This window comes from Vibrio navarrensis, from assembly GCF_015767675.1.
GTDB lineage: Bacteria > Pseudomonadota > Gammaproteobacteria > Enterobacterales > Vibrionaceae > Vibrio.
The window spans coordinates 3,173,539-3,199,032 of the sequence record NZ_CP065217.1; the positions used below are offsets into that span (position 1 = coordinate 3,173,539).

A 25,494-nucleotide genomic window follows, 5' to 3' on the forward strand; every position below is an offset into this window, starting at 1 on the left:
CGGCTGAAATCACACTTTTTCAGCAAGTTAAATATGGCTTTCATTATATTTTGCTACATTAATCACCGACTCTTCCTCTCTGACTCTTGTGGAGCAAAAAATGAAAGTGGCAGTGAACCCTCTCTCTCTGGCCGTTTTAACCAGCCTGCTCGCTATCGCGGGCCCAGCAATGGCCAAAACCATTCAATTGCGAATCATCGAAACCACCGATATTCACACCAATGTGATGGACTACGACTACTACAAAGATAAACCTTCACAGCAAATTGGCCTAACCCGTGCCGCCACTTTGGTGAAGCAAGCGCAAGCCGAAGTGACTAATAGTGTATTGGTGGATAACGGTGATTTGATCCAAGGTAGCCCGATGGGTGACTACATGGCAGCCAAGGGCATCAAAGCGGGTGAAGTTCATCCGGTGTATAAGGCGATGAACCAATTGCACTACGATGTCGGCAATATCGGTAACCATGAGTTTAACTACGGTTTGGAATTTCTCGCCGAAACCATTAACGACGCCAACTTTCCCTACATCAACGCCAACGTGTTTGAGCAAAAGACCGGCAAGCACTACTTCAAGCCTTACCTCATTAAAGAGTACAGCTTTAAAGATGTGAATGGCGCAGAACATACGATCAAAGTCGGTTACATCGGCTTTGTGCCACCGCAGATCATGGTGTGGGACAAGAAGAACCTCGAAGGCAAAGTGTTTGCCAAAGATATCCGTGAGACCGCCGAAGCCCTAGTTCCACAGATGAAAAAAGAGGGCGCGGATGTGATCGTTGCTATCCCTCATTCCGGCGTCTCTTCCGACCCTTACAAAATCGGCGCAGAGAACTCGGTCTACTACCTTTCACAAGTCGAAGGCATTGATGCGATTGCCTTTGGCCACTCGCACGCGGTTTTCCCAGGCAAGGGGTTTGACCATATTCAAGGCGTCGACAACCAAAAGGGCACCATTAATGGGGTGGCCGCGGTGATGCCGGGTCGCTGGGGCAGCCATGTCGGTATCATCGATTTAGAGCTACAACAAAAAGAGGGTAAATGGTCGGTGGTCAAAGGGCAAACGCAAGCACGGCCGATTTTTGACAAAGCGAGCCAAAAGCCCTTGGTTGACGCCGACAGCGCGATTGTCGATGCGCTTGCCGCCGATCACAAAGGCACGCGTGATTTTGTCAACCAGCCTATCGGTAAAGCCAATGATGTGATGTACAGCTTCCTTGCCCTCGTGCAGGACGATCCCACGGTACAAATCGTTAACTTGGCGCAAAAAGATTACGTCGAGCGCTTTATCCAAGGGGATCCTGACCTAGCCGGGTTGCCCGTTCTTTCTGCCGCTGCACCATTTAAAGCGGGCGGGCGTAAGAATGATCCCGCCAACTTTACCGAAGTGGAGTCCGGTCAACTGACTTTCCGTAACGCCGCCGATCTGTATCTCTACCCGAACACGCTGGTCGCAATGAAAGTCAGCGGGCAGCAAGTCAAAGAGTGGTTGGAGTGTAGCGCTGGCCAGTTCAAGCAGATCGATGTCAACAGCAGCGCGCCGCAATCTTTGATCGACTGGGATGGGTTTCGCACTTATAACTTCGATGTGATTGATGGCGTGAACTACCAAATCGACGTTACGCAGCCCGCTAAATATGACGGTGACTGTAAGCTAATTCATCCAGAAGCGCAGCGCATTCTTGATCTGACCTATCAAGGTAAGCCGATTGACGTGAAACAGACGTTTATCATCGCGACCAACAACTACCGCGCGTACAGCAACAAGTTCCCGGGTACTGGCGCGGAATTTGTGGCGTTTGATTCACCGGATGAAAACCGCAGTGTGCTGGCCAGCTACATCTCACGTGTGAGCCAAGAGAAAGGACAAGTGACCCCAAGCGCCGATAACAACTGGACGTTTGCCCCTATTCAGTCGGAAAAAGCGCTGGATATCCGCTTTGAAACTTCACCGAGCGACAAAGCGGCGCAGTTCATTAAAGCGAAAGGCATTTACCCAATGGAGCAAGTGGCGACCGATGAGGTCGGCTTTGCGGTGTATCGCTTGAGTTTGCAGAAATAACTTTTCTGTCGAAGAGAAATCCTTAAACTCAACACCGCTGTCACTTGGCAGCGGTTTTTTTAGGGATCGCTATGGTTGCTCGTTTCACTCAATATCTACAACAGCTCAACCTCTCAAACGAGGCCATTCAAGACGTGCTCGCCAACGCCAAAGAGTTGCAGTTACCGACTCGGCACATATTGATCCATCAAGGCGAAGCGCCGCAGCACTGCTATTTCCTGTTGGATGGACTTTGCCACGCCTGCTATCTGACAGAATCAGGCAAAGAGTTCAGCAAAGAGTTTTACTGGGAAGTCGATTGGATGATCGGCTTTGAAAGCCTGATCCGCGAGCAAGGCAGTCCATTTCTGCTGGAAAGTCTCACCCCAGTTCATCTGCTCACCTTTCCCATAGAAAGCTTGCACGCTTGGCGAGCCTCTGCCCATCCGCTTTATCTCCACTTGCTCGAAACCCAATTGATTTACAAAGAGCGCAAAGAACGTTTCCTGCTACTGCACACCCCAGAGGAAAAGTATCATCTGTTTAAGCAGTTGTTTCCCGTGTTACTCGAAAGGCTCAGTGACCGACAAATTGCCGCGTATCTGGGTATCACTCCGGTGAGCCTAAGCCGGATCAAAAAACGCCAACTAGATGAAAAGCTTTAACTTATGTTAATGCCAAAAGTCGCACGCAAGGCGTACAGTATGCTTCTTATTGTTAAACGGGAAACATGACCATGATCCAATGGCATCTTGTGCCTTTCTCACAGCTTTCAACCACTCAACTGTATCAACTACTCAAACTGAGAGTCGACGTGTTTGTGGTCGAACAAAACTGCCCTTACCCTGAACTGGATGGCAACGATATTCTGCACGGAGTGCATCATTTGCTCGGTTATAAAAACGGTGAGCTGGTGGCGTGTACTCGTCTTCTCCCCGCAGGCACCACCTACGACAGCGTCAGTATTGGCCGTGTAGCGACCAAACATAACGCACGCGGTGGCGGTTTGGGGCACCAGCTGATGCAACAGTCGATTATGTATTGCCAGCAGTTGTGGCCGAATGAGGCGATTGAAATCGGCGCGCAGGAACACCTCAAACCTTTCTACCAGCAGCACGGTTTTGTGGTCACTTCCGAGATGTATCTGGAAGATGGCATTCCGCATGTCGATATGAAGCGAGCTTAAGCAGTGACGCCCGCGAGCTACGCGATCGTCCTATTGGTTGTCGGCAACCTGCTGGCAACCCTATCTGATGTCGCGGTGAAATTGATTGATGGCAACGTTTCACCATTTCAATACATGTTTCTCCGGCAGCTATTTTCACTATTGATGATCACGCCACTGTGGCTGATGCAGCGCAAAACACAACGAGCACTGGCCCAGCCGCGCATTACCTTAGCTCGAGCCCATCTGATCTTGATCGGCAGCGGCTGTATGATGGTTTCCATTACCTATTTACCGTTGGCGACCGCGAACGCCGTATTTTACGCCGCGCCACTATTAATGCTGCCCTTGTCAGTCTGGTTACTCAAAGAGAAGCCCGCGCTCGCAAAAGTACTGGGTACGCTGGTGGGATTTGTCGGTGTGTTGGTGGTATTGCGCCCTTCGCAGTTTCATTGGGCGGCCTGTTTTGCGCTCGGCACCGCGCTCACTCTGGCTTTCTTTAATGTGTTGGTGAGAAAACTGCCCGCTGAGCAGACGGTGGTGACCACTTTGTGGTGGACAACGCTGCTGTCGCTGCCTGTCTCCCTGCTGCTGGCGCTGCTCTATTGGCAACCACTCACGCCTACGCTCGCAGCGTACATATTCGCCAGCTCAGTGTGCATTTTGGGTTATAACGGCCTCGCGGTCGCGGCGTATCGAAAAGCACCCGCCGGACAAATCGCGTTAGCGGAATACTCGGGCTTGCTGTTTGTAACCTTGATTGGCATGTATGCTTTCGCCGAATACCCAGATCGTGTCACTTGGGCAGGCATCTTGCTGATTGTGTTGCCACTTTTCCCTTGGCAAAGCGTCTTTGCCAATCTGCGTCACGGGCGGAGCCTAGATCAAAGCTAGGCAGCTATTTACTGCGGCTAAAGCCCCCGTCAGAAAGACGAAAGAACATCACCGAGCTGTTGCCTTTTTCCAACTGCAAAATATCAAGCTGACCGGCCTCATTAAGCTTAAATCGGACCAATTGACCTTGTTTGATGTGACTCAGTGGTTTGTCGGCGCCTTCGATTTTAACCAAAGCATTCAGATCGCCCATCGCCAGCTGATTCGTACGAAACACTTGTGCGAGCGTATCGCCATTTTGCACCAAGTATTCTTGCCACATCGCCGACTTGCTCTCACTTTGCTGTGAATCATGCTGTTCACTTAATCCACGAGTATTGATGTCAAGCGCAACTCGTTGCGGCGCTTTTTCTACCACAGGTTGAGGGTCGAGCTTCTTCGTCGGCCAAAGCAAAAGAATCAGCAATATCGGCACTAACACAGTAATCGCTCGGCGATGTAAAATCGGCAGGAACCACCACAAGCGGCGAACTCGCATAAACAGTGGCTTGAGTTCAATTTTGGTGACGTTCTCTTTTGCAAGCGCCAAATAGTCAGTTTGTGGCTTCTTCTTTCTACGACGATTCATTGCAAACTTCTCCAAACCCCTTTGTTCCCTAGTATAAAAATACAAACCACCAGAGTATAGATAATTACCCTCAAACTCGGTCAGTAGACGGTAAAAAAGATGACATTCCGCCAAGAGTAAGAGCGCCATCACAGCACATAAGTTACATCGTTGTGAAGTAGAAAGATTTAAACCTCTGGTCGAAACTGTTATCCTTTGAGGCTTTGTTACGCGATAAAAGAGCGACTTTTATGTCTGATATAAAATTTGAAACAGTAGAGCAAAAAGCCAGCTACGGTATTGGTCTGCAAATGGGTCAACAACTTGCTGGTTCTGGCCTTGACGGTCTGAACGTAGATGCCATTGCTGCGGGTATTGCAACCGCACTGACTGGCGACATGCCAGCAATCGAGGTTGACGAGATCAACAAAGCCCTGCAAGAACTTTACACACGTGCAGAAGCGGCACGTGCAGAGGCTGCAAAAGCGGCCGCTGCGGATGGCGAAGCATTCCTAAAAGACAATGCACTACGCTCTGAAGTGACTGTTCTAGACTCTGGTCTGCAGTATGAAATCATCACTGAAGGTAATGGCGAGATCCCAACGTCAGACAAAACCGTTCGCGTTCACTACCACGGTGAGCTTGTTGACGGAACAGTATTTGATAGCTCAGTGTCTCGCGGCCAGCCTGCACAGTTCCCGGTAACTGGCGTGATCAAAGGTTGGGTAGAAGCACTGCAACTGATGCCTGTTGGTTCAAAATGGAAACTGTACATCCCACACGATCTTGCTTACGGTGAGCGTGGCGCTGGCGCATCCATTCCTCCATTTGCAGCCCTAGTCTTTGAAGTGGAACTGCTTGATATCGTTTAAGTACTGATATCAACTCAAATAGCAAAAGCTGACTTCGGTCGGCTTTTTTTTAGGTGCTAGGTGCTAGGTGCTAGGTGCTAGGTGCTAGGTGCTAGGTGCTAGGTGCTAGGTGCTAGGTGCTAGGTGCTAGGTGCTAGGTGCTAGGTGCTAGGTGCTAGGTGCTAAATTGTTGCCAACCTCTCGGTATGACGTCAACAAAAAAGCCGAGCTATCGCTCGGCTTTTCCGTTCTTACGAACCTGATTACTCAGCAGCAGTATCTTCAGCAGCTGGGCGATCTACAAGCTCAATGTAAGCCATTGGAGCTTTGTCACCGGCACGGAAGCCAGCTTTTAGGATACGAGTGTAACCGCCCTGACGAGCAGCAAAACGCGGACCTAGTTCGTTAAATAGCTTTGCAACTACTTCGTTGTCACGAGTACGTGCAAACGCAAGACGACGGTTAGCAACACTGTCAGTCTTAGCTAGTGTAATCAAAGGCTCAACTACGCGACGTAGCTCTTTTGCTTTTGGCAATGTAGTCTTGATAACTTCATGACGTACAAGAGAGCTAGCCATGTTGCTAAACATCGCTTTACGATGTGAGCTGTTGCGGTTGAGTTGACGACCACTCTTACGATGGCGCATGACCTAATCCTTCTAACTAGTATCGATTAATCTTCAGCGATTGATGCAGGTGGCCAGTTTTCCAGGCGCATACCCAGAGACAGACCACGTGACGCCAGTACGTCTTTAATCTCAGTAAGAGATTTCTTACCAAGGTTTGGCGTTTTAAGTAGCTCAACCTCAGTACGTTGTACTAGATCACCGATGTAGTGAATCGCTTCTGCTTTCAGACAGTTAGCAGAGCGAACTGTTAGTTCAAGATCGTCTACAGGACGGAGTAGGATCGGATCGAATTCTGGCTTCTCTTCTTTCTCCTCAGGAACACGCACATCACGAAGATCTACGAATGCATCCAATTGCTCAGCAAGAATTGTTGCTGCACGACGGATAGCTTCCTCAGGTTCAAGAGTTCCGTTAGTTTCCATATCGATAACAAGCTTATCGAGGTCAGTACGCTGTTCTACACGAGCTGCTTCAACGGAGTAGGCAATTTTGTCTACTGGGCTGAAAGTAGCGTCGACAAGTAGGCGGCCGATTGGACGCTCATCTTCTTCTGTATGGATACGCGCTGAAGCTGGAACATAACCGCGACCACGTTCTACTTTAATACGCATTGCGATCTCGGCATTGTCATCCGTTAAGTGACAAATAACGTGTTCAGGGTTAGCGATCTCTACATCACCATCATGGGTGATGTCACCTGCAACCACAGGGCCCGAGCCTGATTTATTCAGTGTAATGAACACTTCATCTTTGCCTTCGGCAACGCGTACAGCTAAACCTTTAAGGTTCAGAAGGATTTCAAGAATATCTTCCTGAACGCCTTCTTTAGTGCTGTATTCGTGAAGTACGCCTTCAATTTCTACTTCTGTCACTGCACAACCAGGCATTGAAGAAAGCAGAATACGGCGAAGTGCATTACCCAGAGTATGGCCGAAACCACGCTCTAATGGCTCAAGAGTTACTTTTGCGTGGGTCGAGCTGATCTGTTCAATGTCAACTAGACGTGGCTTAAGAAATTCTGTTACAGAACCCTGCATTGTGTCCTCTCTTTAGTTTAAACCTTACTTAGAGTAAAGCTCGACGATCAATTGTTCGTTGATGTCAGCTGACAGGTCAGAACGCTCAGGCATACGCTTGAATGTACCTTCCATCTTGCCGCCATCTACTTCAATCCAAGTTGGTTTTTCGCGTTGTTCAGCAACTTCTAGAGCCGCTTTAATACGAGCTTGCTGTTTAGCTTTCTCGCGAATTGAAACAACGTCGTTAGCCGCTACTTTGAAAGAAGGAACGTTTACAACTTTACCGTTTACTAGGATAGCTTTGTGGCTAACTAGCTGACGTGCTTCTGCGCGAGTTGCGCCAAAGCCCATACGGTAAACTACGTTATCAAGACGACCTTCAAGAAGCTGAAGTAGGTTTTCACCTGTGTTGCCTTTAAGGCGAGCAGCTTCTGCGTAGTAGTTACGGAATTGTTTTTCTAGAACGCCGTACATACGACGTACTTTTTGCTTCTCACGAAGCTGAACGCCATACTCAGATAGACGACCGCGACGAGCGCCGTGTACACCTGGTGCGTTATCAATTTTACACTTGGTATCGATCGCGCGAACACCAGACTTAAGGAACAAGTCAGTGCCTTCACGACGACTAAGCTTCAGCTTAGGACCCAAATATCTTGCCATGATTCTTCTCCAATCTTCCTAGAAACGTTAAACGCGACGTTTCTTCGGTGGACGACAACCGTTATGAGGGATTGGTGTAGCATCAACGATGTTTGTGATGCGGAAACCAGCTGCGTTCAGTGCGCGAACAGTAGATTCACGACCTGGACCAGGACCCTTAACCATAACTTCCAAGTTCTTTAGACCGTATTCTTTAGCCATTTCAGCACAACGCTCAGCAGCAACCTGTGCAGCGAACGGAGTAGACTTACGAGAACCACGGAAACCTGAACCACCTGCAGTAGCCCATGCAAGAGCATTACCTTGACGGTCAGTGATAGTTACGATTGTGTTATTGAAAGAAGCATGGATGTGCGCAACGCCATCCGCAACTTGCTTGCGTACGCGCTTGCGCGCGCGAGTTGGTTGTTTAGCCATTGTACTCTACCTTCCCGATTATTTCTTGATCGGCTTACGCGGACCCTTACGGGTGCGAGCGTTGGTTTTAGTACGCTGTCCACGTAGAGGTAGACTGCGACGATGACGAAGACCACGGTAACAGCCAAGATCCATTAGGCGCTTGATGTTCATGGAAACTTCACGACGTAGATCACCTTCTACAGTGTATTTAGCTACACCATCACGCAGTTGATCGATCTGCTCTTCAGTTAGTTCACTGATCTTAACATCTTCAGCAATACCCACTTCAGCTAAGATAGCTTTAGAGCGAGTTTTGCCGATACCGTAGATCGCAGTTAGAGCGATTACAGCATGTTTCTGATCAGGAATGTTAATGCCTGCAATACGGGCCATTATTCACTCCTAGGTTTCATAAAAGAATTATCCGCAGCAAAGCCCGTGATGGATACGCTGCGGGATACTACTTCTTTTGCACGCAAAAGGTAGGCCGAGGAATATACTCGACACTACCTTATATTTCAAGTAAAAATTTCTGCTGAATTAGCCTTGGCGCTGCTTGTGCTTTGGCTCACTGCAAATCACGCGAACAACACCGTTACGCTTGATTACTTTACAGTTACGGCAGATTTTTTTAACGGAAGCACGAACTTTCATTGCTAAACTCCGTAATTGAAACTGCTGAGTCTACTACCGAATTAACGGCCATAGCCCTTCAGATTCGCTTTCTTCAACACAGACTCATATTGATGAGACATCATATGTGTCTGTACCTGTGCCATAAAATCCATGATAACAACCACTACAATTAGCAGTGATGTTCCGCCGAAGTAGAAACGAACGTTCCACGCGACCATCATGAACTCCGGAATCAGACAGATAAAGGTAATGTAGAGCGCACCAGCTAAGGTCAAACGCGTCATCACTTTATCAATGTATTTGGCTGTCTGCTCACCTGGGCGGATACCGGGTACGAATGCACCAGACTTCTTCAGGTTATCTGCTGTTTCACGCGGGTTGAAAACCAACGCCGTGTAGAAGAAACAGAAGAATATAATCGCTGCCGCATAAAGCATGACATACAAAGGTTGACCTGGGCTCAAAGCCAAAGACACGTCGGTTAGCCAACCGAACGCGCTGCTTTCACCATTTTGGCCAAACCATTGTGCCAATGTTCCTGGGAACAAAATAATGCTTGATGCGAAAATTGCAGGAATCACACCGGCCATATTTATTTTCAATGGCAAATGCGAACTCTGGGCTGCAAACACTTTACGACCTTGTTGACGCTTCGCGTAGTTGACGACGATACGACGTTGACCACGCTCCATGAAAACAACGAAATAAATGACTGCAAACGCCAACACTGCAATTAACAGCAGAAGAAGTACATGCAATTCACCTTGACGCGCTTGCTCGATTGTTTGTCCGATTGCCTGAGGCAATCCAGCAACAATACCTGCAAAAATCAGCAACGAAATACCGTTACCAATTCCACGCTCTGTAATTTGTTCACCTAACCACATTAGGAACATGGTGCCAGTTACTAAACTTACGGTTGCAATTAGCGTAAACATGGTTTGGTTGATAACAACCAGATTGTCGACCATATTTGGTAGGCCAGTTGCAATACCAATAGCTTGGAAAGTTGCAAGTACAAGCGTGCCGTAGCGTGTATATTGGCTGATCTTACGACGGCCTGCTTCACCCTCTTTCTTGAGTTCAGCTAACGCTGGATGAACTACCGTTAGCAACTGGACAACAATCGAGGCCGAAATATACGGCATGATGCCCAGAGCTAAAATAGATGCACGCGAAAGTGCACCACCGGAGAACATGTTAAACATTTCAACGATGGTGCCTTTTTGCTGTTCGAACAAATCGGCAAGTACAGCAGCGTCAATACCAGGAATCGGCACAAAAGAGCCAGCTCGGAATACTAAAAGTGCACCAATTACAAATAACAAGCGCGACTTTAGTTCACTTAAGCCGCTCTGAGCACTACGAAAATCTTGTCCTGGTTTTTTAGCCATCTGTACCTCGTTCCTCGAGATTATTCCTCGATTTTACCGCCTGCAGCTTCGATTGCAGCTTTAGCGCCTTTAGTCACACGCAGACCTTTCACAGTCACCGCTTTGCTAAGCTCGCCAGAAAGAACAACTTTAACGAATTCGATGTTCTTAGTGATGATGTTAGCCGCTTTTAGGCTGTTTAGATCTACTACGTCACCAGAAACTTTCGCTAGCTCAGCTAGACGAACTTCAGCCGCCACTAGGCTCTTACGAGAAGTGAAACCGAACTTAGGTAGACGCTGTTTCAGAGGCATTTGACCGCCTTCAAAACCTGGACGAACTTTTCCGCCAGAACGTGACTTTTGACCTTTATGGCCACGACCACCAGTTTTACCGAGGCCTGAACCGATACCACGGCCTAGGCGCTTCTTAGAAGGCTTAGAACCCGCAGCCGGTGATAGAGTATTCAAAAGCATTATGATTACTCCTCAACTTTAACCATGTAGTAAACCTTGTTGATCATACCGCGAATACACGGTGTATCTTCAAGTTCTACAGTGTGGTTGATTTTACGAAGACCTAGACCGCGCAAAGTAGCTTTGTGCTTAGGCAGGCGACCAATTGAGCTTTTAGTTTGAGTTACTTTAATAGTTGCCATGGTGTTCTTACTCCGAAATAGCTTCAACAGTTAGACCACGTTTAGCAGCAACCATTTCTGGTGACTTAACATCTACTAATGCGTCAATCGTTGCACGAACGATATTGATTGGGTTAGTAGAACCGTACGCTTTTGACAGTACGTTGTGTACACCAGCAACTTCTAGTACTGCACGCATCGCACCACCTGCGATAACACCAGTACCTTCTGCAGCAGGCTGCATGTAAACTTTAGAGCCCGAGTGGCGACCTTTCACTGGGTGGTGAAGAGTGCCTTCGTTAAGAGCGATAGTAACCATGTTACGACGCGCTTTTTCCATTGCTTTTTGGATCGCTGCAGGTACTTCACGAGCTTTGCCGTAACCGAAACCCACACGACCATTACCGTCACCAACTACAGTTAGTGCAGTAAAGCTCATGATTCGACCACCTTTAACCGTTTTAGAAACACGGTTAACTGCGATTAGCTTTTCTTGCAAATCATTCGCTTGAACTTGTTGTTCTTTAGCCATCTTCCAACCCTACCTTAGAATTTCAGACCAGCTTCGCGAGCAGAATCTGCTAGCGCCGCTACTCGACCGTGGTATTGGAAACCAGAACGATCAAATGCAACTACAGTTACGCCTTTCTCAAGAGCGCGCTCTGCTACAGCTTTACCCACTGCTTTAGCCGCATCGATGTTACCAGTGTATTTCACTTGCTCACGGATCGCTTTTTCTACAGTAGAAGCTGCTGCGATAACCTCAGAGCCGTTTGCCGCAATAACTTGAGCGTAAACGTGGCGAGGAGTACGGTGTACTACCAGGCGAGTTGCACCAAGTTCTGCAATCTTACGACGTGCACGTGTAGCACGACGGATGCGAGATGCTTTCTTATCCATAGTGTTACCTTACTTCTTCTTAGCTTCTTTACTACGCACATTTTCATCTGCGTAACGAATACCTTTACCTTTGTAAGGCTCAGGCGCGCGGTAAGAACGGATGTCTGCCGCAACTTGACCTACCAACTGCTTGTCACAACCAGTTAGAACGATCTCAGTTTGGCTTGGACACTCAGCTTTGATACCCGCTGGCAACTCGTGCTCAACTGGGTGAGAGAAGCCAAGAGTCAGGCCCACCGCATTACCTTTGATAGCAGCACGGTAACCAACACCCTTAAGGGTTAGCTTCTTAGTGAAGCCTTCCGTAACACCAACAACCATGTTGTTAACTAGAGCGCGAGCAGTACCTGCTTGAGCCCATGCGTTAGCAACACCTTCGCGAGGACCAAAAGTTAGCTTGTTTTCTTCCTGAGCGATAACTACAGCGTTGTTTAGAACGCGAGTTAGTTCACCTTTAGCACCTTTTACAGTAACTTCTTGGCCGTTCAGTTTCACCTCTACGCCAGCTGGAATAGCGACAGGTGCTTTAGCAACACGAGACATATTCTACTCCTATTAAGCTACGTAGCAGATGATCTCACCACCAAGACCTGCTTTACGAGCAGCGCGGTCTGACATCAGACCCTTGGAAGTGGAAACAATAGCAACACCTAAACCACCCATTACAGATGGCAGCTCGTCTTTCTTCTTGTAGACGCGCAGACCTGGACGTGAAACACGCTTCAGTTGCTCGATTACTGGTTTAGCTTGGAAGTACTTAAGAGTCACTTCTAGCTCAGGTTTTACGTCGCCTTCAACAGCGAAGTCAGCGATGTAGCCTTCAGCTTTAAGTAGTGCAGCAATTGCAACTTTCAGCTTTGAAGAAGGCATTTTAACAGCAACTTTGTTTGCTGCCTGACCGTTACGAACACGGGTCAGCATATCCGAAATCGGATCTTGCATGCTCATATGATTTACTCCAAATGATTAAGTGGCAATTACCAGCTAGCCTTACGAAGTCCAGGAATCTCGCCTTTCATGCAAGCTTCACGAACTTTGATACGGCTCAGACCGAATTTACGTAGGTAACCGTGTGGACGACCAGTTTGGTTACAACGGTTGCGCTGACGTGACGCACTTGAATCACGTGGAAGAGTTTGCAGTTTTAGAACCGCATTCCAACGATCTTCTTCTGATGCATTTACATCGCTGATGATAGCTTTTAGAGAAGCACGCTTCTCAGCGAACTTAGCTACTAGCTTTGCACGTTTCACTTCACGTGCTTTCATTGATTGTTTAGCCATAACAGTAACCCTTCACCTTACTTACGGAATGGGAAGTTAAAGGCAGCCAGCAGAGCACGGCCTTCCTCATCAGTACCAGCAGACGTCGTAATAGTGATGTCTAGACCGCGTACACGATCAACTTTATCAAAGTCGATTTCCGGGAAGATGATTTGCTCGCGAACGCCCATGCTGTAGTTACCGCGACCGTCAAAAGACTTAGCGTTAACACCACGGAAGTCACGTACACGTGGAAGAGCGATAGAGATTAAACGCTCCATAAAATCCCACATACGTTCGCCACGCAAGGTTACTTTACAACCGATAGGGTAGCCTTCACGAATTTTGAAACCTGCAACAGATTTGCGAGCTTTAGTGATAAGAGGCTTTTGACCAGAGATCGTTGCCATATCAGAAGCTGCGTTTTCTAGCAGTTTTTTGTCGTTGATAGCTTCGCCAACACCCATGTTTAGGGTGATTTTCTCGATTCTAGGGACTTGCATGACGCTTGTGTAACCGAACTGTTTGGTCAGTTCAGCGACTACAGACGACTTGTAGTAATCATGCAGTTTCGCCATAGTAGAACTCCAAATTACTTTCTAAATTAGTTAGAAACGGTTTCACCGTTTGACTTGAAGAAACGAACCTTTTGGCCATCTTCAAAACGGAAACCGACACGGTCAGCTTTACCAGTTGCTGCGTTGAAGATAGCCACGTTAGAAACGTCGATTGCTGCTTCTTGCTCTACGATACCGCCTTGGATACCTAGTGCTGGAACAGGTTTCTGGTGTTTCTTAACAAGGTTGATACCTTCAACGATAACTTTACCAGTTGCTAGAACCTTAGTTACTTTACCTTTCTTGCCTTTATCTTTACCAGCAAGAACGATTACTTCGTCATTACGACGGATTTTAGCTGCCATTATATTGCCGCTCCTTACAGAACTTCTGGAGCCAGTGAAACGATCTTCATGAACTTATCGCCACGAAGTTCGCGAGTCACAGGACCAAAGATGCGTGTACCGATAGGTTGTTCACTGTTGTTGTTCAACAGTACACAAGCGTTTCGGTCGAAGCGAATGACAGAACCGTCTGGACGACGTACGCCTTTACGGGTGCGAACTACCACCGCCTTCAGTACATCACCTTTCTTAACTTTACCGCGTGGAATTGCTTCCTTAACAGTAACTTTGATGATGTCACCGATGTGTGCATAACGACGGTGAGAGCCACCCAGAACCTTAATACACATTACGCTGCGAGCGCCTGAGTTATCAGCTGCGTCCAGCATACTTTGCATTTGGATCATGTTAGTGCTCCGCTAAATATTAAAAAACTAGACCCTCTCGGGTCGGGCTGCCTCTTTATAAGGGACGCGAATTGTACCACCCTTTTTTGTGATTGGGTAGTCAAAAAATAAACGGCTCCAAAAAATAATTTTGGAGCCGTTCGCGTTCACAGAAGAGGTAAGATTAAATCTTCGCCTTTTCTACAACTTTCACCAAAGTCCAAGACTTAGTCTTAGACAGTGGACGACACTCACGAATTTCAACGGTGTCGCCAGTGCCACATTCGTTGTTTTCGTCGTGTGCGTGAACTTTAGTCGTGCGCTTAACGAATTTACCGTAGATAGGGTGCTTCACCATGCGCTCGATAGCAACAACAATAGACTTGTCCATTTTGTCACTAACAACACGACCTTGCTGGGTACGAATTTTGTCGCTCATTATGCGCCTGCCTTCTCAGTCAAAACAGTTTTCACACGTGCGATATCACGGCGTACAGCTTTCAGAGTATGAGTTTGCTGTAGTTGACCAGTTGCTGCTTGCATGCGCAAGTTGAACTGTTCACGTAGCAAATTCAATAGCTCAGCGTTAAGCTCTTCAACGCTCTTTTCGCGTAGATCTTGTGCTTTCATCACATCACCTGCTTAGTTACAAATGTAGTCTTGAATGGCAGTTTACGAGCCGCTAGGCGGAACGCTTCACGCGCCAATTCTTCAGGTACACCATCAACTTCGTACATAACCTTACCAGGTTGGATTTGGGCTACCCAGTACTCAACGTTACCTTTACCCTTACCTTGACGAACTTCAAGTGGTTTTTCAGTGATTGGTTTATCTGGGAACACACGGATCCAGATTTTACCTTGACGCTTGATATGGCGCGTCATAGCACGACGTGCAGCTTCGATTTGACGAGCAGTCAGACGACCACGGCCAACAGCTTTAAGACCAAAAGAGCCGAAGCTTACTTCTGTACCTTTTGCTAGACCACGGTTACGACCAGTCTGAACCTTACGGAACTTAGTACGTTTAGGTTGTAGCATCTGTCGACTCCTTACTTACGGCCTTTACGCTGCTTCTTAGGCTTGTCAGCCTTTGGCTCTGCAGCTTCAGTTGCTGCTGGCATACCGCCTAGAATCTCACCTTTGAAGATCCAAACTTTAATGCCGATTACACCGTAAGTGGTGTGAGCCGAAGAAGTTGCGTAATCAATGTCTGCACGTAGAGTGTGTAGAGGCACACGGCCTTCACGGTACCACTCAGAACGTGCGATTTCAGCGCCGCCTAGACGACCGCTTACTTCCACTTTGATACCCTTAGCACCTAGACGCATTGCGTTTTGTACCGCGCGCTTCATCGCACGACGGAACATTACACGACGCTCTAGCTGAGAGGCGATGCTGTCACCAACAAGTTGCGCATCTAGTTCAGGCTTACGTACTTCAGCGATATTAATTTGCGCTGGTACACCTGCAATTTTTGCTACAGCTGTGCGTAGTTTCTCTACGTCTTCACCTTTCTTACCAATGACAACACCTGGGCGAGCAGTGTGAATAGTCACACGGATGCTCTTAGCAGGACGCTCGATAACGATGCGTGATAGAGACGCTTTAGCCAGTTCTTTAGTTAGGAACTGACGTACCTTGAAGTCGCCGTCTAGGTTGTCAGCGAAATCTTTGGTGTTAGCAAACCATGTAGCATTCCAAGGCTTAACGATGCCTAGACGAATACCATTAGGATGTACTTTTTGACCCATTGCTTACTCTCCTAGTCTCTAGCGATCTGCTACAACAACAGTGATGTGGCTTGAACGCTTCAAGATACGATCCGCACGACCTTTAGCACGAGGCATAATACGCTTCATGGTTGGGCCTTCATCTACAAAGATTTTTGCGACATTCAGATCGTCAATATCCGCACCTTCGTTGTGCTCCGCGTTAGCGATAGCAGACTCTAGAACTTTCTTAACTAGTACAGCCGCTTTTTTGTTGCTGAAAGTTAGGATTTCAAGAGCTTGGTCAACAGATTTACCACGAATTAGATCCGCAACTAAGCGAGCTTTCTGAGGCGAAATGCGAGCAAAGTTATGTTTAGCAATAGCTTCCATTATTTACCCCTTAACGCTTCTTAGCTTTCTTATCCGCAGCGTGACCGCGGTAAGTACGTGTTGGTGCGAATTCACCCAGTTTGTGACCGATCATTTCTTCGGTAACGAAAACTGGAACGTGCTGACGACCATTATGGACAGCGATGGTCAAACCGATCATCGTAGGGATGATCATTGAACGACGGGACCAAGTCTTAAGTGGCTTTTTGTCTCCGCTTTCCACCGCTTTCTCTACCTTCTTCAGCAAGTGTAGGTCAATAAATGGACCTTTCTTGAGAGAACGTGGCATGGCGATTCCTCTTTATATAGATTACTTGTTACGACGACGTACGATGTACTTGTCAGTGCGTTTGTTGCTACGAGTCTTGTAGCCTTTAGTTGGCATACCCCAAGGTGAAACTGGGTGGCGGCCACCAGAAGTACGACCTTCACCACCACCGTGTGGGTGGTCAACCGGGTTCATTACCACACCGCGAACGGTTGGACGAACACCGCGCCAGCGAGATGCACCCGCTTTACCAAGCTCACGAAGCATGTGCTCAGAGTTACCAACTTCACCGATAGTTGCGCGGCCTTCAGAAAGAACTTTACGCATTTCGCCAGAACGCAGACGGATAGTTACGTAAGAACCATCACGAGCTACTAGCTGAGCGTAAGCACCCGCTGAACGAGCCAACTGTGCACCTTTACCAGGAGTTAGTTCAACACAGTGAACGGTAGAACCCACTGGGATATTGCGCATTGGTAGAGTGTTACCCGCTTTAATCGGCGCATCAACGCCAGATTGGATAACGTCACCCGCTTGCAAACCTTTTGGTGCAATGATGTAACGACGCTCACCGTCTGCGTACAGAACTAGAGCGATGTTTGCGCTACGGTTTGGATCGTATTCTAGACGCTCAACTTTCGCTGGGATGCCATCTTTAGTACGTTTGAAGTCAACTACACGGTAGTGGTGCTTGTGACCGCCACCGATGTGACGTACTGTGATACGACCGTTGTTGTTACGACCACCATTCTTAGAGTTTTTCTCTAGAAGAGGTGCGTATGGCTTACCTTTGTACAGGTCAGCATTTACGATTTTAACAACGTGACGACGACCAGCCGAAGTCGGCTTACATTTAACAATAGCCATTATTCAACTACTCCTGTTATTCCGCGCCGCCAACGAAGTCAAGATCTTGACCTTCTTTCAACGTCACGTACGCTTTCTTCACGTCTGAACGACGGCCTTGGCGTAGACCTTGACGCTTGGTCTTACCCTTAGTGATAAGAGTATTTACAGACTTAACTTCAACTTCAAATAGCTTTTCTACAGCTGCTTTGATCTCTTTCTTAGTTGCATCTTTCGCTACTTTGAAAACGATAGTGTTCGCTTTCTCAGCAGCCATAGTTGCTTTTTCAGAGATGTGCGGTGCACGTAGAACTTTTAGTAGACGCTCTTCAGTGATCATGCCAGCATCTCCTCAACTTGCTTAACTGCTGCTGCAGTCATTAGAACCTTGTTAAACGCGATTAGGCTTACTGGATCGATACCAGATGCGTCACGCACGTCAACTTTGTATAGGTTACGAGCAGCTAAGAATAGATTCTCGTCTACTTCGCCAGTAACGATGAGTACATCGTTAAGCTCAAGTTCTTTAAGCTTAGCTACTAGCTCTTTTGTCTTTGGTGCTTCTACTGAGAAGTTATCAACAACGATTAGACGCTCTTGACGAACTAGCTCAGAAAGAATGCTCTTCATCGCACCACGGTACATTTTCTTGTTTACTTTTTGGCTGTGATCCTGTGGTTTCGCAGCAAAAGTAACACCACCTGTACGCCAGATTGGGCTACGAATTGTACCAGCACGTGCACGGCCAGTACCTTTTTGACGCCATGGTTTAGCACCACCGCCAGAAACTTCTGAACGTGTCTTTTGAGCACGAGTGCCTTGACGAGCACCTGCTGCGTACGCAACAACTACTTGGTGTACAAGAGCTTCGTTGAACTCACGTCCGAAAGTAGTTTCGGAAACAGTTAGTGCGTTAGCACCTTTAACCATCAATTCCATTACTTACTCCTAGACGTTATGCTTTAACAGCTGGTTTGACGATCACGTTACCGCCGGTTGCGCCAGGGACTGCACCTTTAATAAGAAGCAGATTGCGCTCAGCGTCAACTCGTACGATCTCTAGGTTTTGAGTCGTTACACGCTCAGCACCCATGTGACCTGCCATTTTCTTGCCTTTAAATACGCGACCTGGAGTCTGACATTGACCGATAGAACCAGGAGCACGGTGAGACAATGAGTTACCGTGAGTCATATCTTGAGTGCGGAAGTTCCAGCGCTTAACAGTGCCTTGGAAACCTTTACCCTTAGATGTACCAGTAACGTCTACTTTCTTAATTTCGTTGAACAATTCAACAGTTAGTTCTGCACCAACTTCGAACTCTTCGCCGTTTTCTAAGCGGAATTCCCAAAGACCGCGACCAGCTTCTACACCCGCTTTCGCAAAGTGACCAGCTTCTGGCTTAGTTACACGGTTAGCTTTCTTAGAACCAGTAGTAACTTGGATTGCTGCATAGCCGTCAGACTCAAGAGATTTAACTTGAGCAACACGGTTCGCTTCAACCTCAACAACTGTTACTGGGATAGAAACGCCTTCTTCAGTAAATACGCGGGTCATGCCCACTTTACGACCGATTAGACCAATCATTCTTCTAATCTCCCTTAACCTAGGCTAATTTGAACGTCAACGCCTGCAGCAAGGTCTAGACGCATCAGAGCATCAACAGTTTTATCTGTTGGCTCAACGATGTCGATTAGACGCTTGTGAGTACGGATTTCGTACTGGTCACGAGCTTTCTTGTTAACGTGTGGAGAGATAAGAACGGTGAAACGCTCTTTACGAGTAGGTAGTGGGATTGGACCACGAACCTGTGCGCCAGTGCGCTTAGCTGTTTCAACGATTTCCGCGGTAGAAGCATCGATTAGTTTGTAATCGAAAGCTTTTAGGCGGATACGGATACGTTGGTTCTGCATGAGACAGAGCTCCAATTATTAAAAATTACACAAACAATATCGCCACTCAGACTCGCATATGGCGAGAGAATGCCGATTGATTTATGTGAAACCGTAGTGCCTCAATTGGGCACATTGTCAGTTAATTTTCGATTAGCATTCAACTATCACAAGTGAAGGTGTTTGCTAATTGTATTAACTGCGAACATAAGCTGAGTATACGTTACCTTTCAAACCGTTAAGGTTCGTTAGCTCCTCGCTGCTCATTGGTTCACAACTGAACAAGTCAGTGCGATGGATTATACAGATAACAAAATAGCTTGCAAGTGCCGTTTGAAAAATAAACGTTGAATAGATAGGGATTAGTGTGAGAACTAGAAAAAAGGCATCACCTAGATGGTAAAAGGCGCTGCCTGATGTTTACAAATTTTTGAAATCGTCTAGCCCCTATCATAAATAGAAGTTAGAGTTCAGTTATTCTTCGACAAACTGAGCCTGTAAGTAATTTTCTAGTCCAGTCATTTGGATTAAACCAAGCTGCGTTTCTAGCCAGTCGACATGCTCTTCTTCATCTTCCAATATTTCTTGGAACAGATCTCGGGACACATAATCTCTGGTATCTTCCGCGTAGGCTATGGCATCTTTTAGATCGGGGATTGCCATCATCTCAAGCTTTAGGTCACACTCAAGCATCTCTTGAGTATTCTCTCCGATCATGAGTTTACCAAGGTCTTGTAGATTGGGGAGCCCTTCTAAGAATAAGATCCGCTCGATAAGATGATCTGCGTGTTTCATCTCGTCAATCGATTCGTGGTACTCTTTGTCCGCTAAGTGTTTTAAGCCCCAGTCTTTATACATGCGAGCGTGAAGAAAGTACTGATTGATAGCGACAAGCTCGTTGCCGAGTACTTTGTTGAGATGTTGAATGATGATTGGATCGCCTTTCATGACATAGCCCTCCTCTTTGGCTCTATTAACTGTAGAACCAGATATGGAGGAGTCAAAAAAACTCAACACCTATCTATTCTAACTCGCCTCTCTGTAGAGAACGGGCACGATTTCGTTTATCACTTCTTTAGCGGTTCGCACACACTTACCACACTGACTTCCCAGCGCTGTGCACTTTTTTATCCCTCTAATATCCGTCACGCCTTCTTCCAGCACAAGTTGACGAATCTTCTTATCTGAAACACCGTGGCATAAGCAAACGTACATATACAAACACAAACGTAATTTATAACACCCACCAATAATAAAAGAGAATCATTCTTGTTACCAGTCTTATTTGATATGCTAGATAGATCCAATTGTTATTAAGATTGGCAGTGGAAACCACACGGTTTCACTTAGGCTGGTTGTTCGTGTTTATACATCTAGTTAACAGATTGAAAATGTTGAATATCTATATGCAATGCACAGAAGGATGCGTAGATTTTTTTATAACTAAAATGAAAAGAGGAAGCCAAAGCTTCCTCTTTTCCTGTGCGCTGTTCTTCAAATTGAAGAAGAGTGCAAGATTCCGTTTAACTCAAAGAATTAAGCGAAGATCTTAGCAACAACACCAGCACCTACTGTACGGCCGCCTTCACGGATCGCGAAACGTAGACCTTCGTCCATCGCGATTGGTGCGATCAACTCAACAATCATCTTGATGTTGTCGCCTGGCATTACCATTTCTACGCCTTCTGGTAGTTCGATGTTACCAGTTACGTCAGTTGTACGGAAGTAGAACTGTGGACGGTAGCCTTTGAAGAATGGAGTATGACGGCCACCTTCATCTTTAGACAGTACGTATACTTCTGACTCGAACTTAGTGTGTGGAGTGATTGAACCTGGCTTAGCAAGTACTTGGCCACGTTCTACTTCATCACGCTTAGTACCACGTAGTAGCGCACCAACGTTCTCACCCGCACGACCTTCGTCTAGCAGTTTACGGAACATCTCAACACCAGTACAGGTAGTTGTCGTAGTGTCTTTGATACCTACGATAGCAACTTCGTCACCCACTTTCAGGATACCGCGCTCGATACGGCCAGTTACTACTGTACCACGACCTTGGATTGAGAATACGTCTTCGATTGGCATCAGGAACGGCATGTCTACTGCACGCTCTGGCTCTGGGATGTAGTTGTCTAGCGCTTCTGCTAGTTCTACGATTTTCGCTTCCCACTGCTCTTCGCCGTTTAGTGCGCCTAGTGCAGAACCTTGGATAACTGGTAGGTCATCACCTGGGAAGTCGTACTCAGACAGAAGTTCACGAACTTCCATTTCGACTAGCTCTAGAAGCTCTTCATCGTCAACCATGTCACATTTGTTCATGAATACGATGATGTATGGGATACCAACCTGACGGCCTAGTAGGATGTGCTCACGAGTTTGTGGCATTGGGCCATCTGTTGCTGCAACAACTAGGATACCGCCGTCCATCTGTGCTGCACCAGTGATCATGTTTTTAACATAGTCAGCGTGTCCAGGACAGTCTACGTGTGCGTAGTGACGGTTTGGTGTGTCGTACTCTACGTGTGAAGTAGAGATTGTGATACCACGCTCACGCTCTTCTGGTGCGTTATCGATAGATGCGAAGTCACGTGCTTTACCGCCGTAAACTTTAGCAAGAGTTGTACAGATAGCTGCAGTTAGAGTTGTTTTACCGTGGTCAACGTGGCCGATAGTACCAACGTTTACGTGCGGTTTCGTACGTTCAAATTTTTCTTTAGACACGATCGTGTTCCTTCCTAGTTATGATTCGCCACGATCTCTGTTGATCATGACGCGCCAGAAATTGATATTTTATGCGCCAACGCTCGTCAGCGCAATATTTGGGCGTATTGATCTGTAAAAAAGAGAACACTTTTCCCAGATTTACGTCCTGTTTAGTAACCGCGTTCTGCAATAATTGCTTCGGCAATATTTTTAGGGACTTCAGCATACTCATGGAATTCCATTGAATATGAGGCGCGACCTTGAGTTGCAGAACGTAGGTCGGTTGCATAACCAAACATCTCGGACAGCGGAACCTGGGCGCGAATGATCTTCAGACCCGCAACGCCTTCATCCATACCTTCGATGATGCCACGACGACGGTTAAGGTCGCCGACTACGTCACCCATCCAGTCTTCCGGTGTGGTTATTTCAACTTTCATCATAGGTTCAAGAATAACAGGTTGCGCTTCAAGCGCTCCCTTCTTGAATGCCATTGAACCAGCGATTTTAAACGCCATCTCGCTCGAGTCGACATCGTGGTAAGAACCATCAAACAGTGTAGCTTTAATATCCAAAACTGGGTAACCAGCCAGAACACCACTATTCATCTGTTCTTCGATACCTTTCGCGACCGGAGCGATGTATTCCTTAGGAATGGCACCACCAACCACTTCATCAACGAAGACAAAACCTGCACCAAGTTCGGAAGGTTCAAGTTTGATCCACACATGACCGTATTGACCACGGCCACCAGACTGACGAACAAACTTGCCTTCGACTTCCGCTTTACCACGAATGGTCTCGCGATAAGCAACTTGAGGTTTACCTACGTTGCAATCCACGCTGAACTCACGCTTCATGCGATCAACGATGATGTCTAGGTGCAGCTCACCCATACCTGAGATCAACGTTTGACCTGTTTCTGCATCCGTTTCGACACGGAACGATGGATCTTCTGCCGCCAGTTTACCTAGCGCGATACCCATTTTTTCTTGATCGGCTTTCGAACGTGGTTCTACCGCGATCTGGATGACAGGTTCAGGGAACTCCATACGCTCCAGAATCACTTTGTGGTTAACATCGCAAAGTGTGTCGCCGGTAGTAACATCTTTGAGACCAATCGCGGCGGCAATATCACCCGCGCGAACTTCTTTGATCTCATCACGCTTATTCGCATGCATCTGGACGATACGACCAAAACGCTCTTTCTTCTGCTTAACCGAGTTGTAAACCGCATCACCCGTATTGACTACGCCTGAGTAGACGCGCATAAAGGTCAGCGTACCAACAAACGGGTCAGTCGCAATTTTAAATGCCAGCGCAGAAAACGGTTCGTTGTCGTCAGCATGACGCTCAACTTCATTATCGTTTTCATCCACACCTTTAATGGCTGGTACATCTACTGGTGATGGCAGATATTCAATGACGGCATCCAGCACCGCTTGTACACCTTTGTTTTTAAACGCACTACCACAAGTGGCTAGAACAATTTCGTTATTTAGTGTACGCGAGCGCAGACCTTGCTTGATCTCTGTTTCACTCAGTTCACCTTCTTCAAGGTATTTGTCCATCAACTCTTCGTTGGCTTCAGCTGCGGCTTCAACTAAGTTGTTGCGCCATTCATTTGCTAGCTCAACCATATCCGCCGGGATCTCTTCATAAGTGAAGGTCATGCCCTGATCGGCTTCATTCCAGTTGATGAATTTCATCTTGATTAGGTCGATGACACCTTTAAAGTCCTCTTCCGCACCAACGTTAAGTTGAATCGGAACAGGGTTAGCACCAAGACGAGTTTTAATTTGTTTCACAACGCGTAGAAAATCTGCACCTGTACGGTCCATTTTGTTAACAAATACCATGCGTGGAACATGATATTTATCCGCTTGACGCCATACAGTTTCAGACTGAGGTTCAACACCAGATGCGCCACAGAACACCACCACAGCACCATCGAGTACACGAAGTGAACGCTCTACTTCGATAGTAAAGTCAACGTGTCCAGGGGTATCAATGATGTTTACGCGATGATCTTGGAATTGTGCTTCCATACCACGCCAGAAGGTAGTCGTCGCAGCCGAGGTGATTGTGATACCACGCTCCTGCTCCTGCTCCATCCAGTCCATGGTTGCAGCACCATCGTGAACTTCGCCGATTTTGTGAGAAAGGCCAGTGTAGAACAGAATACGCTCAGTTGTGGTTGTTTTACCTGCATCTACGTGAGCACAGATACCGATGTTACGGTAGCGCTCAATAGGAGTTTTACGAGCCACGATTGTATCCTCTTACTAAGGGAATCCTTAGAGTGTAGAAAAGTGCTGCGAGAGGACCTCGCAGCACAGAAGGCATTACCAGCGGTAATGAGCAAACGCTTTGTTCGCTTCTGCCATACGGTGAACGTCTTCACGTTTCTTAACAGCAGTACCTTTGTTGTCTGACGCATCTAGCATTTCAGCAGCTAGGCGAGCAGCCATAGATTTTTCACCACGCTTACGCGCAGCTTCAACCAACCAACGCATAGCAAGTGCGTTACGGCGAACCGGACGTACTTCTACTGGCACTTGGTAAGTTGAACCACCTACACGGCGAGATTTAACTTCTACCGCTGGGCGAACATTTTCAAGAGCTTCTTCAAATACAGCTAAGTGATCTTTGCCAGATTTCTCAGCCATGGTGTCTAGTGCAGTGTAAACAATTTTCTCTGCAACAGATTTTTTACCGTCAACCATAAGGATGTTAACGAATTTTGCCAGCAGTTCAGATTTGAACTTTGGATCTGGAAGGATCTTACGCTGACCAATAACGCGACGACGTGGCATGGATATTCTCCGTTGTCTTCTTCAGGTTATCCAAAACTTTTCAGTTTCTTCAAAATTAAAAATAATTTTAGTGTTTGGCCTTACTTAACGCTTCTTACTAAAAAGAAGTGCATTAAGACTTAGGACGTTTCACACCGTACTTAGAACGTGCTTGCTTACGGTTGTTCACGCCTGCACAGTCAAGTGCACCACGTACAGTGTGGTAGCGAACACCTGGAAGGTCTTTAACACGGCCACCGCGGATAAGCACAACTGAGTGCTCCTGAAGGTTGTGACCTTCACCGCCGATGTACGATGTTACTTCGAAGCCGTTTGTCAGACGTACACGACAAACTTTACGAAGTGCTGAGTTAGGTTTTTTTGGTGTAGTAGTGTAAACACGAGTACATACACCACGTTTTTGTGGGCACGCTTCTAGTGCTGGCACGTTGCTTTTAACAACTTGCTTAGCACGTGGCTTACGCACCAACTGGTTAATAGTTGCCATTAACTAGCTCCTGATTTACTTAAAGTAAGCTTGTGAAAAATCTAGTCCCCAACCCACATGAGCGAGTTAGGGACGCA

At 47.0% G+C, this 25,494-nt stretch carries 40 protein-coding genes; 5 read left to right on the forward strand and 35 right to left on the reverse strand.

Features of this window, described 5'->3' with window-relative positions; translation table 11 throughout:
- Window positions 1-100 precede the first annotated feature (100 nt).
- From cpdB to I3X05_RS14960, 4 genes are all read left to right on the forward strand, one after another.
- Window positions 101-2,062: a 2',3'-cyclic-nucleotide 2'-phosphodiesterase gene (cpdB, locus tag I3X05_RS14945; RefSeq protein ID WP_337970842.1), complete on the forward strand. Its 1,962-nt coding sequence runs from the start codon at window positions 101-103 to the stop codon at window positions 2,060-2,062.
- Window positions 2,063-2,133: 71 nt separating this feature from the next.
- Window positions 2,134-2,706 carry a Crp/Fnr family transcriptional regulator gene (locus tag I3X05_RS14950; RefSeq protein ID WP_045571741.1) on the forward strand — a complete coding sequence of 191 codons (573 nt, stop codon included), beginning with the start codon at window positions 2,134-2,136 and terminating at the stop codon, window positions 2,704-2,706.
- A 71-nt stretch (window positions 2,707-2,777) separates the two neighbouring features.
- Window positions 2,778-3,227 (forward strand): GNAT family N-acetyltransferase, encoded by a 450-nt coding sequence (locus I3X05_RS14955; RefSeq protein WP_045571761.1) that lies wholly within the window; start codon window positions 2,778-2,780, stop codon window positions 3,225-3,227.
- 3 nt (window positions 3,228-3,230) lie between these two features.
- Window positions 3,231-4,100, forward strand: a complete 870-nt coding sequence (locus tag I3X05_RS14960) for a DMT family transporter (RefSeq protein WP_045571742.1) — start codon at window positions 3,231-3,233, stop codon at window positions 4,098-4,100.
- A 4-nt stretch (window positions 4,101-4,104) separates the two neighbouring features.
- On the opposite strand, the gene I3X05_RS14965 is transcribed toward I3X05_RS14960, so the two are convergent.
- On the reverse strand, window positions 4,105-4,668 hold the full coding sequence (locus I3X05_RS14965; RefSeq protein ID WP_045571743.1) for a LysM-like peptidoglycan-binding domain-containing protein: 564 nt from the start codon (window positions 4,666-4,668) through the stop codon (window positions 4,105-4,107).
- Window positions 4,669-4,898: 230 nt separating this feature from the next.
- Between I3X05_RS14965 and I3X05_RS14970 the strand changes: the two genes are divergently transcribed.
- Window positions 4,899-5,519, forward strand: coding sequence for an FKBP-type peptidyl-prolyl cis-trans isomerase (locus tag I3X05_RS14970; RefSeq protein WP_045571744.1), 621 nt, complete (start codon window positions 4,899-4,901; stop codon window positions 5,517-5,519).
- A gap of 242 nt (window positions 5,520-5,761) precedes the next feature.
- Here the strand turns inward: I3X05_RS14970 and rplQ are convergent, their stop codons facing one another.
- The 34 genes from rplQ to rpsL all read right to left on the reverse strand — a co-directional run bounded on the left by rplQ (window position 5,762) and on the right by rpsL (window position 25,417).
- A complete protein-coding gene (gene rplQ / locus I3X05_RS14975) occupies window positions 5,762-6,145 on the reverse strand; it encodes a 50S ribosomal protein L17 (RefSeq protein ID WP_045571745.1) in 384 nt (127 codons plus the stop codon).
- A 26-nt stretch (window positions 6,146-6,171) separates the two neighbouring features.
- A complete protein-coding gene (locus tag I3X05_RS14980) occupies window positions 6,172-7,164 on the reverse strand; it encodes a DNA-directed RNA polymerase subunit alpha (RefSeq protein WP_045571746.1) in 993 nt (330 codons plus the stop codon).
- Window positions 7,165-7,188: 24 nt separating this feature from the next.
- A complete protein-coding gene (gene rpsD, locus I3X05_RS14985; protein WP_039430781.1) occupies window positions 7,189-7,809 on the reverse strand; it encodes a 30S ribosomal protein S4 in 621 nt (206 codons plus the stop codon).
- A 27-nt stretch (window positions 7,810-7,836) separates the two neighbouring features.
- Entirely contained in the window at window positions 7,837-8,226 is a 390-nt protein-coding gene (rpsK, locus tag I3X05_RS14990; protein ID WP_001118870.1) for a 30S ribosomal protein S11, read from the reverse strand.
- An 18-nt stretch (window positions 8,227-8,244) separates the two neighbouring features.
- A complete protein-coding gene (gene rpsM / locus I3X05_RS14995; RefSeq protein ID WP_039430953.1) occupies window positions 8,245-8,601 on the reverse strand; it encodes a 30S ribosomal protein S13 in 357 nt (118 codons plus the stop codon).
- Between the two features lie 147 nt (window positions 8,602-8,748).
- Window positions 8,749-8,862 carry a 50S ribosomal protein L36 gene (gene rpmJ / locus I3X05_RS15000; protein WP_000868186.1) on the reverse strand — a complete coding sequence of 38 codons (114 nt, stop codon included), beginning with the start codon at window positions 8,860-8,862 and terminating at the stop codon, window positions 8,749-8,751.
- 41 nt (window positions 8,863-8,903) lie between these two features.
- Window positions 8,904-10,238 (reverse strand): preprotein translocase subunit SecY, encoded by a 1,335-nt coding sequence (gene secY, locus I3X05_RS15005; protein ID WP_039431014.1) that lies wholly within the window; start codon window positions 10,236-10,238, stop codon window positions 8,904-8,906.
- A 20-nt stretch (window positions 10,239-10,258) separates the two neighbouring features.
- Window positions 10,259-10,693 (reverse strand): 50S ribosomal protein L15, encoded by a 435-nt coding sequence (gene rplO / locus I3X05_RS15010; RefSeq protein WP_045571747.1) that lies wholly within the window; start codon window positions 10,691-10,693, stop codon window positions 10,259-10,261.
- Window positions 10,694-10,698: 5 nt separating this feature from the next.
- Window positions 10,699-10,875 (reverse strand): 50S ribosomal protein L30, encoded by a 177-nt coding sequence (rpmD, locus tag I3X05_RS15015; RefSeq protein WP_005379565.1) that lies wholly within the window; start codon window positions 10,873-10,875, stop codon window positions 10,699-10,701.
- 7 nt (window positions 10,876-10,882) lie between these two features.
- On the reverse strand, window positions 10,883-11,386 hold the full coding sequence (gene rpsE / locus I3X05_RS15020; RefSeq protein WP_011078816.1) for a 30S ribosomal protein S5: 504 nt from the start codon (window positions 11,384-11,386) through the stop codon (window positions 10,883-10,885).
- A 14-nt stretch (window positions 11,387-11,400) separates the two neighbouring features.
- Complete coding sequence (gene rplR / locus I3X05_RS15025) at window positions 11,401-11,754, reverse strand: 50S ribosomal protein L18 (RefSeq protein WP_000358092.1); 354 nt, start codon at window positions 11,752-11,754, stop codon at window positions 11,401-11,403.
- A gap of 9 nt (window positions 11,755-11,763) precedes the next feature.
- On the reverse strand, window positions 11,764-12,297 hold the full coding sequence (gene rplF / locus I3X05_RS15030; RefSeq protein WP_045571748.1) for a 50S ribosomal protein L6: 534 nt from the start codon (window positions 12,295-12,297) through the stop codon (window positions 11,764-11,766).
- Between the two features lie 12 nt (window positions 12,298-12,309).
- The gene (gene rpsH / locus I3X05_RS15035; RefSeq protein ID WP_039440281.1) at window positions 12,310-12,702 is read right to left on the reverse strand and encodes a 30S ribosomal protein S8; all 393 of its coding nucleotides are present in this window, start codon (window positions 12,700-12,702) and stop codon (window positions 12,310-12,312) included.
- Between the two features lie 29 nt (window positions 12,703-12,731).
- Window positions 12,732-13,037, reverse strand: a complete 306-nt coding sequence (rpsN, locus tag I3X05_RS15040; RefSeq protein ID WP_039431064.1) for a 30S ribosomal protein S14 — start codon at window positions 13,035-13,037, stop codon at window positions 12,732-12,734.
- Window positions 13,038-13,054: 17 nt separating this feature from the next.
- Entirely contained in the window at window positions 13,055-13,594 is a 540-nt protein-coding gene (gene rplE / locus I3X05_RS15045; RefSeq protein WP_039431067.1) for a 50S ribosomal protein L5, read from the reverse strand.
- Window positions 13,595-13,620: 26 nt separating this feature from the next.
- Entirely contained in the window at window positions 13,621-13,938 is a 318-nt protein-coding gene (rplX, locus tag I3X05_RS15050; protein ID WP_045571749.1) for a 50S ribosomal protein L24, read from the reverse strand.
- 14 nt (window positions 13,939-13,952) lie between these two features.
- Complete coding sequence (gene rplN, locus I3X05_RS15055; protein WP_039431069.1) at window positions 13,953-14,324, reverse strand: 50S ribosomal protein L14; 372 nt, start codon at window positions 14,322-14,324, stop codon at window positions 13,953-13,955.
- Between the two features lie 163 nt (window positions 14,325-14,487).
- Window positions 14,488-14,742: a 30S ribosomal protein S17 gene (rpsQ, locus tag I3X05_RS15060; protein ID WP_045571750.1), complete on the reverse strand. Its 255-nt coding sequence runs from the start codon at window positions 14,740-14,742 to the stop codon at window positions 14,488-14,490.
- Window positions 14,742-14,933 carry a 50S ribosomal protein L29 gene (gene rpmC / locus I3X05_RS15065; protein WP_004410456.1) on the reverse strand — a complete coding sequence of 64 codons (192 nt, stop codon included), beginning with the start codon at window positions 14,931-14,933 and terminating at the stop codon, window positions 14,742-14,744. The genes rpsQ and rpmC overlap by 1 nt, the downstream gene beginning before the upstream one ends.
- Window positions 14,933-15,343, reverse strand: coding sequence for a 50S ribosomal protein L16 (gene rplP, locus I3X05_RS15070; protein WP_000941218.1), 411 nt, complete (start codon window positions 15,341-15,343; stop codon window positions 14,933-14,935). The genes rpmC and rplP overlap by 1 nt, the downstream gene beginning before the upstream one ends.
- 11 nt (window positions 15,344-15,354) lie before the next feature.
- Entirely contained in the window at window positions 15,355-16,056 is a 702-nt protein-coding gene (gene rpsC / locus I3X05_RS15075) for a 30S ribosomal protein S3 (RefSeq protein ID WP_045571751.1), read from the reverse strand.
- Window positions 16,057-16,074: 18 nt separating this feature from the next.
- On the reverse strand, window positions 16,075-16,407 hold the full coding sequence (rplV, locus tag I3X05_RS15080; protein ID WP_005528535.1) for a 50S ribosomal protein L22: 333 nt from the start codon (window positions 16,405-16,407) through the stop codon (window positions 16,075-16,077).
- 10 nt (window positions 16,408-16,417) lie between these two features.
- Window positions 16,418-16,696 carry a 30S ribosomal protein S19 gene (gene rpsS / locus I3X05_RS15085; RefSeq protein WP_011078827.1) on the reverse strand — a complete coding sequence of 93 codons (279 nt, stop codon included), beginning with the start codon at window positions 16,694-16,696 and terminating at the stop codon, window positions 16,418-16,420.
- A gap of 21 nt (window positions 16,697-16,717) precedes the next feature.
- Window positions 16,718-17,542: a 50S ribosomal protein L2 gene (gene rplB, locus I3X05_RS15090; protein ID WP_045571752.1), complete on the reverse strand. Its 825-nt coding sequence runs from the start codon at window positions 17,540-17,542 to the stop codon at window positions 16,718-16,720.
- A gap of 16 nt (window positions 17,543-17,558) precedes the next feature.
- A complete protein-coding gene (gene rplW, locus I3X05_RS15095) occupies window positions 17,559-17,861 on the reverse strand; it encodes a 50S ribosomal protein L23 (RefSeq protein ID WP_039440295.1) in 303 nt (100 codons plus the stop codon).
- Window positions 17,858-18,460, reverse strand: coding sequence for a 50S ribosomal protein L4 (gene rplD, locus I3X05_RS15100; RefSeq protein ID WP_039431099.1), 603 nt, complete (start codon window positions 18,458-18,460; stop codon window positions 17,858-17,860). The genes rplW and rplD overlap by 4 nt, the downstream gene beginning before the upstream one ends.
- Window positions 18,461-18,476: 16 nt before the next feature.
- The gene (gene rplC, locus I3X05_RS15105) at window positions 18,477-19,106 is read right to left on the reverse strand and encodes a 50S ribosomal protein L3 (RefSeq protein WP_045571753.1); all 630 of its coding nucleotides are present in this window, start codon (window positions 19,104-19,106) and stop codon (window positions 18,477-18,479) included.
- A 14-nt stretch (window positions 19,107-19,120) separates the two neighbouring features.
- Complete coding sequence (gene rpsJ, locus I3X05_RS15110) at window positions 19,121-19,432, reverse strand: 30S ribosomal protein S10 (RefSeq protein WP_004410492.1); 312 nt, start codon at window positions 19,430-19,432, stop codon at window positions 19,121-19,123.
- Window positions 19,433-19,885: 453 nt separating this feature from the next.
- On the reverse strand, window positions 19,886-20,359 hold the full coding sequence (gene bfr / locus I3X05_RS15115; protein ID WP_045571754.1) for a bacterioferritin: 474 nt from the start codon (window positions 20,357-20,359) through the stop codon (window positions 19,886-19,888).
- 78 nt (window positions 20,360-20,437) lie between these two features.
- A complete protein-coding gene (locus tag I3X05_RS15120) occupies window positions 20,438-20,626 on the reverse strand; it encodes a (2Fe-2S)-binding protein (RefSeq protein WP_039440300.1) in 189 nt (62 codons plus the stop codon).
- Between the two features lie 321 nt (window positions 20,627-20,947).
- Complete coding sequence (gene tuf / locus I3X05_RS15125; protein ID WP_337970843.1) at window positions 20,948-22,132, reverse strand: elongation factor Tu; 1,185 nt, start codon at window positions 22,130-22,132, stop codon at window positions 20,948-20,950.
- Window positions 22,133-22,284: 152 nt separating this feature from the next.
- Window positions 22,285-24,384 carry an elongation factor G gene (gene fusA, locus I3X05_RS15130; RefSeq protein ID WP_045569710.1) on the reverse strand — a complete coding sequence of 700 codons (2,100 nt, stop codon included), beginning with the start codon at window positions 24,382-24,384 and terminating at the stop codon, window positions 22,285-22,287.
- A 75-nt stretch (window positions 24,385-24,459) separates the two neighbouring features.
- Window positions 24,460-24,930 carry a 30S ribosomal protein S7 gene (gene rpsG / locus I3X05_RS15135; protein WP_011079316.1) on the reverse strand — a complete coding sequence of 157 codons (471 nt, stop codon included), beginning with the start codon at window positions 24,928-24,930 and terminating at the stop codon, window positions 24,460-24,462.
- Window positions 24,931-25,042: 112 nt separating this feature from the next.
- Window positions 25,043-25,417: a 30S ribosomal protein S12 gene (gene rpsL, locus I3X05_RS15140; protein WP_039436813.1), complete on the reverse strand. Its 375-nt coding sequence runs from the start codon at window positions 25,415-25,417 to the stop codon at window positions 25,043-25,045.
- Window positions 25,418-25,494: the final 77 nt, after the last annotated feature.